Origin of the sequence: Salinarimonas chemoclinalis (genome assembly GCF_041514305.1) — a bacterium.
In the GTDB taxonomy this organism is placed as follows: Bacteria; Pseudomonadota; Alphaproteobacteria; order Rhizobiales; family Beijerinckiaceae; genus Salinarimonas; species Salinarimonas chemoclinalis.
The window spans coordinates 266,765-278,676 of sequence record NZ_JBGMWH010000001.1 but is presented as its reverse complement, the minus strand read 5'-3'; the positions used below and the strand labels follow the sequence as shown (position 1 = coordinate 278,676).

Here is an 11,912-nt window from a genome sequence, read left to right as displayed (position 1 = left end):
GGACGTGGCAGCCGCGCGCTTCCGTGCTAGCTTCCCGCTCGCCCCTTTCGGACGAGGCTCCCGTGCAAGAACCCCGCATTCCCAACGCTCCCCGCCGCATCATGCTCCTGACCGGAGCGAGCCGCGGCATCGGCCATGCGACGGTGAAGCGCTTCTCCGCCGCCGGATGGCGCGTCATCACCGCTTCGCGTCACGCCTTCCCCGAGAACTGCCCCTGGGAGATGGGGCCGGAGGACCACCTCCAGGTCGACCTCTCCAGCGCCGAGGACACGATGCGCGCCATCACCGACGTGCGCAGCCGGCTCGAGCTGGAGGGCGCCGTTCTCCACGCGCTCGTCAACAACGCCGGCATCTCGCCCAAGGGCCCCGGCGGGTCGCGGCTGAGCGCGCTCGCCACGCCCTTCGAGACCTGGGCGCACGTGTTCCAGGTGAACCTGTTCGCCACGGTGCTGCTGGCGCAGGGCCTGCGCGCCGAGCTCGAGCGCGCCCGCGGCTCGATCGTCAACGTCACGTCGATCGCCGGCGCCAACGTCCACCCCTTCGCCGGCGCCGCCTACGCCACCTCGAAGGCCGGCCTCGCGGCGCTGACCCGCGAACTCGCGAGCGATTTCGGTCCGCTCGGGGTACGCGTCAACGCAATCTCGCCGGGCGAGATCGACACCGCCATCCTGTCACCCGGCACGGAGAAGATCGTCGAGCAGATCCCGATGCGCCGCCTCGGCACGCCCGACGAGGTCGCCAAGGCGATCTACTTCCTGTGCACGGACGCGAGCTCCTACGTGAACGGCGCGGAGCTGCACATCAACGGCGGTCAGCACGTCTGAGCGCGCCCGTGGCGGACGCCTCAGCCCGGGATCTCCCGCACGCCCTCCGCGAAGGCCCCGACCGCTTGCGCCCACGCCGGCCGGTCCGGCCAGAGGAAGTCGACGGCGCCGGCGGCGGGGCGGTAGACGGCGGTGTAGAACGTGCCCATCACGCCCGCGAAGTCCCGCCGCAGGATCGGCGGGGCGAGGAAGGCGCGGATCATCTCCGCGCGCCCGGTGCCGGGCGTCTCGCGCAGGCGGGTCAGGAGCTCGCAGCGCTCGACCGTCTCGCTCGCCGTGTCCCCCGCCGGCCATTCCGGGACGCGCTGGTGGTTGGTCACGACCGGGCGCTCGAGCACGACCGGCTCGCGATCCGGCGCGAGCAGGGCCACGGCATGGGCGCCGGTGCGATCGAGCACGACGATGTTCGTCGCCATGGCGGAGGGGATCCGCGTGAGCGCCGCGATCGCCTCGGGCACGGTGGCGCAGGTCTCGAGCACGTAGCGCACGAGCCAGGGATTGCCGAAGCCCGCCCCGACCACCGGCCGCCCGCCGAAGGTGAGCGCGGCGGCGAGCCCGGCGTCGTTGACGCCGTCGAGCGCGCCGAACAGCGCCTCGCTCGACGCGATCACCCGCGGCCCCCCGGCCCAGCGCCCGTGCTGGAGCGTGCCCTCGAAGAAGCCGGAGCCGAAGTCGTAGTTGCGGATCATCACCGGCTCCGCCTCCGGCGAGATCGCCACCGAGCAGCCGGTCACCACCGGCGGGGGCGACCAGCCCGTGAGGAGGGCGTGCGCGACGGGATCGTCGCCCGCCAGCTCGCAGGCACACTCCCAAGCCGGCACGAGTTCGGGCATGTGCGCGGCGAGCGCGGCGCGGCGCACGGCGAGCGGCGGGTCGTCGGCGGCGGGCGCGAACCAGGGACGATACCGCGGCCAGAGCGCCTCGAAGCGCGCCCGCCACTTCGGCCCCGGCCGCTCCTCGGATATCGCCACGAGCTCCATCGCGCTTCCCTCCGGCCGGCGTTCGAGCCGGCACCGTAGAAGAATTTTCCGGCCCGGCGCAACCGGCCCGCCGTCCTTGCGCCGACCGCGTCTGCGGGGTAGCCAGAACCTCGACGAGGCCGAATGCAGCCGACTCTCCTTCCCTGTAGGGGAAGGAGAAAGCGCTCCGCCGGCCGCGCGTGCATACGATCACGCGCGTGACGGTCGGCGGCGGCACCGATGATCCGTCGTGCAGGAAAGGTCGACCATGGTCCAGCGTCAGCGCCTCCACCCGGGCGGCCCCACGCTCTCGCGACTCGTCTGGGGCGCCTGGCGCGCCCGCGACGCGGAGGCGACACGCACGCCGCAGGGGCTCCTGCGGATGATCGAGACCTGCCTCGACCACGGCATCACCACCTTCGACCACGCCGACATCTACGGGCAGTACGGGGTCGAGGTGCTGTTCGGGGAGGCGCTGCGGCTCGCGCCCGCCCTGCGGGCGCGCATCGAGGTCGTGACGAAGTGCGGCATCGCCCTCGCCTCGCCGGCGCGCCCCGCGCACCGGGTCAAGCACTACGACACCAGCGCGGCCCACGTCCGCGCCAGCGTCGAGCGCTCGCTCGCAGACCTCGGCGTGGAGCGCATCGACGTGCTCCTCCTCCACCGCCCCGACCCCTTGATGGACGCCGACGAGGTCGCCGGCGTCCTCGCCGGGCTCGTCGCGGAGGGCAAGATCGCGCATGCGGGCGTGTCGAACCACACGGTCGAGCAGATGCGCCTCCTCGCCGCACGGCTGCCGTTCCCGCTCGTGACGAACCAGATCGAGCTCTCGCTCCTGCACACGGACCCGCTCGAGAGCGGGCTTCTCGACCATCTCCAGGCCGAGCGCATCGCCCCCATGATCTGGTCGCCGCTCGGCGGCGGGCGCCTGTTCGCGAGCCCGCCGGAGGGGCCGCTCGGGCGCACCATGGCGGAGCTGTGCGCGACGTATGCCCTCTCCGGCCCAGGCCCGCTCGCCCTCGCCTGGCTCATGCGCCTGCCGTCGCGCCCCGTTCCGGTGATCGGCACGACGAGCCCCGCGCGTATCGCCGACCTCGCGGCGGCGGCTGCGGTCGTCATGGAGCGGCAGGACTGGTTCGCGCTGCTAGAGGCGGCGCGGGGGCGGGCGGTGGCGTGAGAATTCACCGCCCGATCTCGTCGGGCGTTCGCCCCGGCCGCGGGCGGTAGCGCGGCAGCGACCAGCCATAGCGCAGGGCGGCGCCGCGGAGCGCGAAGCCGGCGGCGAGGCCCGTGCCGATCGCCACCTCGCGGGGCGCGCCCGCCGCCTCCAGCGAGACGTAGGCGGCCGCCGCGAGCAGGGCCGCGGTCACGTAGATCTCGCGCCGGAGCGCGATCGAGGGCTCCGCGCCGATGACGTCGCGCAGAATGCCGCCGAAGGTGGCGGTGGCCACCCCGAGGAAGATCGCCACCGCCGGCCCCGTGCCCGCCGCGAGCGCCTTCTCGGCGCCCGCCACGGCGAACAGCGCCAGCCCCGCGGCGTCGAACCACAGCAGCAGCACCCAGCGCGACTGCGGGATGTGGGCGGTGAAGAAGACGAGGCAGGAGACGGCGACGCAGGTCGTCAGGTAGGCGGGCTCGACCGTCCAGAACACCGGCACGTCGAGCACGAGGTCCCGCAGCGTCCCCCCACCGATGCCCGTCGCCGTGCCGAGCAGCACGAAGCCGACGATGTCCATCTCCTTGCGCGAGGCGACGAGCGCGCCGGTCACGGCGAAGACGACGAGGCCGAGCCAGTCTAGGACGGCGAGGGCTGTATCGAAGGCGGGCATGGGCGGACGCGTCTCGCGGGGCGGGACGCGCACCATGCCGGGCGGGCGCGGCGCTGTCGAGCACCGTGCTCGCCCCGGGGGAGGTCACTGCAGGTGGCGCGAGAGGTGCTTGTTCATCTCGAACATGGTCACGCGGTCCTTGCCGAAGACCGGCTGCAGCTTCTCGTCGGCGATGATCTCGCGCTTGTTCTGCGGGTTCTGCAGGTCGTGCTTCTTGATGTAGTCCCAGACCTTGCTCACCACCTCCGGCCGCGGCAGCGGGTCGGAGCCGACCACGGCGGCGAGCTCGGGCGAGGGGGTCAGGGGCTTCATCAGGGCGGAATTGGCTTTCTTCTCGGCCATGGCTCAGGTCTCCTCGCCGTTGGTCTCGGTCTGTGCGGCCTCGTCCGCCGGGGCGTCGTCGCCCTCGGTGGAGCGGGGGGCGGGGCGCGGCGGGCGGTTGGTGCGCCCGGCATAGCGCTCGCGCCCGCGCGGCTCGGGCCGCTCCTCGAGGATCCGCTGCCCGCGCTCGACGGCGTCCGTGATGCTCACGCCGCGCGCCGCGCCGGTGATGGGATTGCCACGCATGATGGTCGCGCCTTCCGTTGTCGTTGCTCCGGGCCGTGACGCGGCCCTCGCAGGCAACGGGGAGCGGCCCGCACTCGTTCCGGCGGACTCAGCGCGAGGTCGCGGCTGCCGCACGTGCGATCATGGCATGTCCGCCGCTCCGTGTCGCGTCGCGTTCCGCGCTCCCGCTCATGCCGCCGGCGAGCCAATGGTCGAGGAAGGCGTCCAGCCACGCGCGCACCGCGCCGTCGTGGATCAGCCGACCCTCGAGATGCGCCTGGCGCGGCTTCGCGCCGGGCAGCGACAGCCGCTCGTGGGCGCGCGTCGTCCAGCGGCAGGTCATCGCGTAGGTGACCTCCGGGTGGAACTGGAACCCGTAGGCGGCGGGACCGACGCGGATCGCCTGGACCGGGAAGTCGTCCCCCGTGGCGAGCGTCGCCGCACCCGACGGGCAGTCGAAGCCCTCCCGGTGCCAATGGTAGACGTGCCCGGGCCAGTCGACGCCGAGCCGCTCGGAGAGGCGCATGCCCTCGCGGGTGGGGAGGAGCGGGTAGTAGCCGATCTCGCAGCGGCCGTCGGCGTGGGGGTAGACCCGGGCGCCGAGGTGGCGCGCGAGCATCTGCGCGCCCAGGCACAGGCCGAGGAAGGGCTTTCCCTCGGAGAGCGGCACGGCGCACCAGTCGATCTCGCGGGAGACGAAGTCGTCCGGGTCGTTGGCGCTCATCGGGCCGCCGAAGATCACCGCGCCGGCGTGGTCGGCGAGCGTCCCCGGCAGCGGGTCGCCGTAGCGTGGACGGCGGATGTCGAGCGGGTGCCCGCGCTCGCGCAGCAGCGTGCCGACCCGCCCGGGAACCGAGGTCTCCTGATGCAGGACGACCAGGACGGGCTTCTTCGAGATGGGCTCTGGAAGCGAGGCTTCGATCATGCCCCTATTGTCGACCCGCCGCGCCGCGGTTTCAACCCCGCCGTTCGGCACGCGGTGAAACGGTCTTTTCAGGGCGGGCGCTCGGGGCGCTGCCCGGGGCACCGGTCAGAGCGCCACGAGGACGATCGCCCCCGCGCCGAGGCCGAACAGCGTCACGCCGGTGAAGGCGAGAATGGCGGACGCTCCGAGGAGGGTCGTGACGAAGATCTTCATCGGAGGTCCGCCTTAGAGGTGCGACGCGTCCGGCTCTCGCCTTCGGAACGAGGGTGATCGGGCCTGTTCCTGGATCGCGTCGGGTTCGCCATGAGCACAGGGTCGCCGCCAATGGTTAACGCGGGGTTAAGCCGCCAGCGGCCTTGACGCGCCCGCGACCCTGCGTCCCTATGGTGGCGGATCGCGGGGGGCACGGCGGCGGAACGGAGGCGCGCGATGCGGATTCACGGACGGCACTACCGCACCATCTTCCCCGCCGAGGACGGCGAGGGCGTGTCGATCATCGACCAGACGAAGCTGCCATTCGACTTCACGCTGACGCGGCTCTCCACGATGGAGGAGGCGGCCGCCGCCATCCGCACGATGCAGGTGCGCGGCGCGCCGCTGATCGGCGCCACCGCCGCCTTCGGCGTCGCGCTCGCCGTGCAGCGCGACTCCTCCGACGCGGCGCTCGCCGAGGCCGTGCGCGTGCTCGGCGCGACCCGGCCCACCGCGGTCAACCTGCACTGGGCGCTCGCGCGGGTCGAGCGCCGGCTCGCCCCGCTGTCGGGCCGCGAGCGCGTGCGCGCCGCCTGGACGGAGGCGGAGGCGATCTGCGACGAGGACGTCGAGCAGAACCACGCCATCGGCATCCACGGCGCGCGGCTGCTCGCCGAGATCCACGGACGCACGGGCCGCACCGTGAACGTGCTCACGCACTGCAACGCCGGCTGGCTCGCGACGGTGGACTGGGGCACCGCGCTCTCGCCGATCTACCAGGCCCACGATGCGGGCGTGCCGGTCCACGTCTGGGTCGACGAGACCCGGCCGCGCAACCAGGGTGCGGCACTCACCGCCTACGAGCTCGGCGCCCACGGCGTGCCGCACACGGTCGTCGTCGACAACGCCGGCGGCCATCTCATGCAGCGCGGGCGCGTCGACATCTGCTTCGTCGGATCGGACCGCACCACCGCCTCCGGCGACGTCTGCAACAAGATCGGGACCTATCTCAAGGCTCTGGCCGCCCGCGACAACGGCGTGCCGTTCTACGTGACGCTGCCGGTGACCACGATCGACTGGTCGCTCCACGACGGCGTGGCCGAGATCCCGATCGAGGAGCGGGCCGAGCGCGAGGTGACGAACCTCGTCGGGATCGACGACGACGGCGTCGTGCGCGACGTGCGGGTCGTCGCCCCGGGCAGCCCGGCGGCCAACCCCGCCTTCGACGTCACGCCGGCCCGGCTGGTGACGGGTCTCGTCACCGAGCGCGGCATCTGCCCGGCCTCCCGCGAGGGGATCGCCGGGCTCTATCCCGACTACGTGCAGACGGCGGCGGAATGACGGGCCACGATGCGGGGAGCCTGCGTGCCGAGATCGTGCGCGTGGCGCAGGCGATGGATCGCGCCGGCTTCTGCCCGACGAAATCCGGCAACGTCTCGGCGCGCACGGACGAGGGCCTCCTGATCACGCCCTCCGGCCTGCCCTACGCGGCGACGACGCCCGCCGACATCGTCGCGATCGATCTCGACGGCGCGCCGCTGGCGGAGGGTGGCCTGCGGCCGTCCTCGGAATGGCCGTTCCACACGGCGATCTACCGGGCGCGGCCGGAGATCCGCGCCATCGTCCACACCCACAGCCCCAAGGCGACCGCGCTCGCCTGCGCGCGCCGTCCGATCCCCGCCTTCCACTACATGGTCGCCTATTGCGGCGGGCGTGACGTCCGCGTCGCCGACTACGCCACCTTCGGCTCGGCGGATCTCGCCGGCAACGCCGTGCGGGCGCTCGAGGGCCGCAAGGCGGTGCTGCTCGCCAACCACGGCGTGATCGCGCTCGGCGCGAGCCTGGAGGGTGCGCTCGCCATCGCCGGCGAGGTGGAGAACCTCGCCGGGCAGTACCTCGCGCTCCTCGCCGCCGGCCTGGAGCCGGTGGTGCTCGACGACGAGGAGATGGACCGGGTGGCGGCGAAGTTCGCCGGATACGGGAAGGTGGGGTGATTTGACTATCGGCGGCCGACTTCTGATCTCAGGTCACCGAAAGTAAGAATGTCGCCTTCGGGTGTCGAGGGATCGAATTCAATCATCGCCAAGTTCATAAATTTCGCCTTCGAATCTAATGCTCAATTGTAGACCGAACGCCCTTTTCTTTTCTTTCAAGGCCTTCCGGCTCGAAGTTGTCGCAACCACAGCTTTACCGCTTGCATCAGCAAGCTTCTCTCCAGAAATCACATCCTTACTAATTTTTTGGAGTAAAGTATCGTTGTTCTTCTTTGCATCATTGGTCTTGCTTAGGACGTGAATGAACAGCAAGCAAATCGCATGCACAGCGACGCCCGATATGATACCTTGAAAATACGGATTAGAAATGATCTCGATCGAACCGTGTTTATAGTCCTTTATGACAAGCATCGCGCTCTTTTTCTTGTTCGAAGTCTTCGATCGGACCGATAATTCTTTCGCACACGCGGAGAAAATCTTCTCGATATCCTTGAGAGCACTGGCGAAGTCGCCGTACGAGAGCCCCGCTTCGGAACTGATGATTAACCCGAACTCGGCATCCGACGATTCGAACTTCCGGTCAGTTGGATAGGTTGCCATCCCGAAACCCCAGCTATGAACGATACGCGACGTCAGCAATATGACGAGTTGCCAAAATTTGCAACCCATGAAGCAGCATTGAGGCAATGCCCATAGAATGCACGTGGGCGTGTGGCGTGACACCCAAAAAAGCCATTGCAAAGCAATGTGTTGGTTCCCGCCCTTGGCTGCTCGTGCGGACAGCCGCACTTGAATTGAACACCAGGCAACTGACAGAGTTTTCACGAGCGCGGCGTCAGCTGCGACTTCACTCGGATTGCGCCGCCTATCGCACCCCTACTCCGCGGCCGCCGCGAGATACCGTGAAGGGTCGTAGTTCAGCACCGGCGCGAGCCAGCGCTCGACCTCGCGCACGTCCATGCCCTTGCGCGCGGCGTAGTCCTCGACCTGGTCGCGCTCGATCTTGGCGACGCCGAAATAATGCGCCTGCGGGTGCGCCAGGTAGAGGCCCGAGACCGACGAGCCCGGCCACATGGCGTAGCTCTCGGTCAGCGTCACCCCGATCGCCTTCGAGGCGCCCAGCAGCGAGAACAGCGTCTCCTTCTCGGTGTGGTCGGGCTGGGCCGGGTAGCCGGGCGCCGGGCGGATGCCCTGGTAGGTCTCCTGGATCAGCTCCTCGCCGGTGAGCGCCTCGTCGGGCGCATAGCCCCAGAACTCGGTGCGCACCCGCTGGTGCATGCGCTCGGCCATGGCTTCGGCGATGCGGTCCGCGAGCGCCTTGACCAGGATCGAGCGGTAGTCGTCGTTGGCCCGCTCGAAGCGCTCGGCGATGCGCACCTCCTCGAGGCCGGCCGTCACCACGAAGGCGCCGACATAGTCCGCGATCCCCGTCTCGGCCGGGGCCACGAAGTCGGAGATGCACTGGTTGGGCCGCCCGTCGCGCTTGACGAGCTGCTGGCGCAGGCCGTGGAAGGTGGCGAGCGTCTCCTGCCGGCTCTCGCCGGTATAGAGGCGGATGTCGTCGCCGACGCTGTTCGCCGGCCAGAAGCCGATCACCGCCTTGGGCGTGAACCAGCGGTTCTCGACGATGTCGCGCAGCATCACCTGCGCGTCCTCGAAGAGCTGGCGCGCCGCCGGACCCTGGTTCTCGTCCTCCAGGATCGCGGGGTAGCGGCCCTTCATCTCCCAGGTCTGGAAGAAGGGCGTCCAGTCGATGCAGGAGACGAGGTCGGCGAGGTCGTAGGTGCGGAACACCCGCGCGCCGGTGAAGCTCGGCCTGGTCGGCGAATAGCCCGACCAGTCGATCTTCGTCGCGTTCTCGCGCGCCTTGGCGATGGGCAGGCGCTGCTTGTCCTGCTCCGCGCGGGCGTGGGCGTCCGCCACGCGGGCGTATTCCTTGCGCAGGGTCTCGACGTAGGGACCCTTCTGCTCGTCCGAGAGCAGGCTCGAGACGACGCCCACCGCGCGGCTCGCGTCGGTCACGTAGACCGTCTGGCCCTTGGCGTAGGACGGGTGGATCTTCACCGCCGTGTGCACCCGGCTCGTGGTTGCGCCGCCGATGAGGAGCGGGATGTCGAAGCCCTCGCGCTCCATCTCGGAGGCGACGTGGACCATCTCGTCGAGGGAGGGCGTGATCAGGCCCGACAGGCCGATGATGTCGACGCCGTGCTTCTTCGCCTCGTCGAGGATCTTCGCGGCGGGCACCATGACGCCGAGGTCGATCACCTCGTAATTGTTGCAGGCCAGCACCACGCCGACGATGTTCTTGCCGATGTCGTGCACGTCGCCCTTGACGGTGGCCATGAGGATCTTGCCCGCCGCCGGCTTGTCGACGAGGCCCATCTCCTCCTTTTCCTTGTCCATGTACGGGGTGAGGTGCGCGACCGCCTGCTTCATCACGCGCGCCGACTTCACCACCTGCGGCAGGAACATCTTGCCCGCGCCGAACAGGTCGCCGACGACGTTCATGCCCGCCATCAGCGGGCCCTCGATGACGTGCAGCGGACGCTCGGCCGCCTGCCGCGCCTCCTCCACGTCCTCCACGATGAAGTCGGTGATGCCGTTGACGAGCGCGTGCTCGAGCCGCTTCTCCACCGGCCAGCCGCGCCATTCGAGGTTCTGCACCCGCGCCGCGCCGGAGCCGTCGCCCTTGAAGCGCGGGGCGGCCTCGAGCAGGCGCTCGGTGGCGTCGGAACGGCGGTTGAGGACGACGTCCTCGCACAGGTCGCGCAGCTCCGGGTCGAGCTTGTCGTACACGCCGAGCTGGCCGGCGTTGACGATGCCCATGTCCATCCCCGCCTGGATGGCGTGGTAGAGGAAAACGGTGTGCATCGCCTCGCGCACCGGCTCGTTGCCGCGGAAGGAGAACGACAGGTTCGACACGCCGCCCGAGACGTGGGCGTGCGGCAGGGTCGTACGGATGGCGCGCACCGCGTCGATGAAGTCGACGCCGTAATTGTCGTGCTCCTCGATGCCGGTCGCCACCGCGAAGACGTTCGGGTCGAAGACGATGTCCTCGGGCGGGAAGCCGACCTCGTCGACGAGGATGCGGTAGGCGCGCCCGCAGATCTCGATCTTGCGCGCCGCCGTGTCGGCCTGGCCCTGCTCGTCGAAGGCCATGACGACGACCGCCGCGCCGTAGTCGCGGCAGATGCGCGCCTGCGCCCGGAAGGCGTCCTCGCCCTCCTTCATCGAGATCGAGTTGACGATGGCCTTGCCCTGGACGCACTTCAGCCCGGCCTCGATCACCTCGAACTTCGACGAGTCGATCATCACCGGCACGCGGGCGATGTCCGGCTCGGCGGCGACGAGGTTGAGGAACTCGACCATCGCCTTCTTCGAATCGAGCAGGCCCTCGTCCATGTTGACGTCGATCACCTGCGCGCCGGCCGCCACCTGGTCGCGGGCCACGTCGAGGGCGGCCGCGTAGTCGCCGTTGGTGATCAGCTTCCTGAACTTGGCCGAGCCGGTGACATTGGTGCGCTCGCCCACGTTGACGAAGGGGATGTCCTTCGTCAGCGTGAAGGGCTCGAGGCCGGACAGCCGCATCAACGGCGGCTTCTCGGAGACGACGCGCGGCGCCTTGCCCTTCACGGCCTGAGCGATCGCGCGGATGTGCGCCGGGGTGGTGCCGCAGCAGCCGCCGACCATGTTGACGAGCCCGGCCTGCGCGAACTCGCCGACCATGGCGGCGGTCGCCTCCGGGCTCTCGTCGTAGAGGCCGAACTCGTTGGGGAGCCCCGCATTCGGGTAGGCGCACACGAACGTGTCGGCGACGCGCGAAATCTCCGCGATGTGGGCGCGCATCTCCTTCGCGCCGAGCGCGCAGTTCAGCCCGATCGTGAAGGGCGCGGCGTGCCGCACCGAGTGCCAGAAGGCCTCGGGCGTCTGGCCCGAGAGCGTGCGCCCGGACAGATCCGTGATCGTGCCCGAGATCATCAGCGGCAGCTCCGCCCCGCGCTCGGCGAAGACCGCGCGCGCCGCCGCGATGGCGGCCTTGGCGTTCAGCGTGTCGAAGATCGTCTCGACGAGGATCAGTTCCGCGCCGCCGTCGACGAGCCCGCGGATCTGCTCGGCATAGGCGTCGCGCACCTGCTCGAACGTCACCGCGCGATAGCCGGGGTTGTTGACGTCCGGCGAGATCGAGAGCGTGCGGTTGGTCGGCCCGACCGCCCCCGCGACGAAGCGCCGGCGCCCGTCCTCGGCGGCCGCGATCGCCGCCGCCTCGCGGGCGAGGCGCGCGCCCTCCCGGTTCAGCTCGTAGACGATGTCCTCCATGCCGTAGTCGGCCTGGGCGATGCGCGTGCCCGAGAAGGTGTTCGTCTCGACGATGTCCGACCCCGCCCGGAAATAGTCCAGGTGGATGTCGCGCATCGCGTCGGGCTGGGTGAGGATCAGGAGGTCGTTGTTGCCCTTCTGGTCGTTGGGATGGTTGTGGAACCGGTCCCCGCGGAAGTCGGCCTCCGAGAACTTGCGGTTCTGGATCTCGGTCCCCATCGCGCCGTCGAGCACGAGGATGCGCTCGCGGGCGGCCTCCTTCAGGGCGGCCAGGACCTCGGCGCCGTCGGCGGGGCGGATGTCGGAGCGGACGTCGGACATGGGGA

11 protein-coding genes are annotated in these 11,912 nt (G+C 70.1%); 4 read left to right on the top strand and 7 right to left on the bottom strand.

From position 1 onward, the window contains the following. The first annotated feature begins 101 nt into the window (after nt 1-101). Entirely contained in the window at nt 102-824 is a 723-nt protein-coding gene (locus tag AB9M23_RS01325; protein ID WP_372422601.1) for an SDR family NAD(P)-dependent oxidoreductase, read from the top strand. A 20-nt stretch (nt 825-844) separates the two neighbouring features. Here AB9M23_RS01325 and AB9M23_RS01320 read toward each other — a convergent pair whose 3' ends face one another. Then, on the bottom strand, nt 845-1,804 hold the full coding sequence (locus tag AB9M23_RS01320) for a C45 family autoproteolytic acyltransferase/hydrolase (protein ID WP_372421851.1): 960 nt from the start codon (nt 1,802-1,804) through the stop codon (nt 845-847). A gap of 247 nt (nt 1,805-2,051) precedes the next feature. On the opposite strand from AB9M23_RS01320, the gene AB9M23_RS01315 reads away from it, so the two are divergent. Continuing rightward, nucleotides 2,052-2,960 (top strand): aldo/keto reductase, encoded by a 909-nt coding sequence (locus tag AB9M23_RS01315; protein ID WP_372421850.1) that lies wholly within the window; start codon nt 2,052-2,054, stop codon nt 2,958-2,960. A 4-nt stretch (nt 2,961-2,964) separates the two neighbouring features. Here the strand turns inward: AB9M23_RS01315 and AB9M23_RS01310 are convergent, their stop codons facing one another. From AB9M23_RS01310 to AB9M23_RS01295, 4 genes are all read right to left on the bottom strand, one after another. After that, complete coding sequence (locus AB9M23_RS01310) at nt 2,965-3,612, bottom strand: trimeric intracellular cation channel family protein (RefSeq protein ID WP_372421848.1); 648 nt, start codon at nt 3,610-3,612, stop codon at nt 2,965-2,967. A gap of 84 nt (nt 3,613-3,696) precedes the next feature. Beyond that, entirely contained in the window at nt 3,697-3,954 is a 258-nt protein-coding gene (locus AB9M23_RS01305; protein ID WP_372421846.1) for an SWIB/MDM2 domain-containing protein, read from the bottom strand. 3 nt (nt 3,955-3,957) lie between these two features. After that, entirely contained in the window at nt 3,958-4,179 is a 222-nt protein-coding gene (locus AB9M23_RS01300) for a hypothetical protein (RefSeq protein WP_372421844.1), read from the bottom strand. A gap of 88 nt (nt 4,180-4,267) precedes the next feature. Beyond that, nucleotides 4,268-5,083 carry a glutamine amidotransferase gene (locus AB9M23_RS01295; protein ID WP_372421843.1) on the bottom strand — a complete coding sequence of 272 codons (816 nt, stop codon included), beginning with the start codon at nt 5,081-5,083 and terminating at the stop codon, nt 4,268-4,270. Between the two features lie 429 nt (nt 5,084-5,512). Here AB9M23_RS01295 and mtnA point away from each other — a divergent pair, with 429 nt between their 5' ends. Together mtnA and AB9M23_RS01285 are read left to right on the top strand one after the other, a co-directional pair. Further along, nucleotides 5,513-6,616, top strand: a complete 1,104-nt coding sequence (mtnA, locus tag AB9M23_RS01290) for an S-methyl-5-thioribose-1-phosphate isomerase (protein WP_372421841.1) — start codon at nt 5,513-5,515, stop codon at nt 6,614-6,616. Next, nucleotides 6,613-7,269 carry a class II aldolase/adducin family protein gene (locus AB9M23_RS01285; protein WP_372421839.1) on the top strand — a complete coding sequence of 219 codons (657 nt, stop codon included), beginning with the start codon at nt 6,613-6,615 and terminating at the stop codon, nt 7,267-7,269. Before mtnA ends, AB9M23_RS01285 begins: the two co-directional genes overlap by 4 nt. Before the next feature lie 78 nt (nt 7,270-7,347). Here AB9M23_RS01285 and AB9M23_RS01280 read toward each other — a convergent pair whose 3' ends face one another. Next, on the bottom strand, nt 7,348-7,869 hold the full coding sequence (locus AB9M23_RS01280; protein ID WP_372421837.1) for a hypothetical protein: 522 nt from the start codon (nt 7,867-7,869) through the stop codon (nt 7,348-7,350). A gap of 276 nt (nt 7,870-8,145) precedes the next feature. Continuing rightward, nucleotides 8,146-11,907, bottom strand: coding sequence for a methionine synthase (metH, locus tag AB9M23_RS01275; RefSeq protein WP_372421836.1), 3,762 nt, complete (start codon nt 11,905-11,907; stop codon nt 8,146-8,148). Nucleotides 11,908-11,912 lie beyond the last annotated feature (5 nt).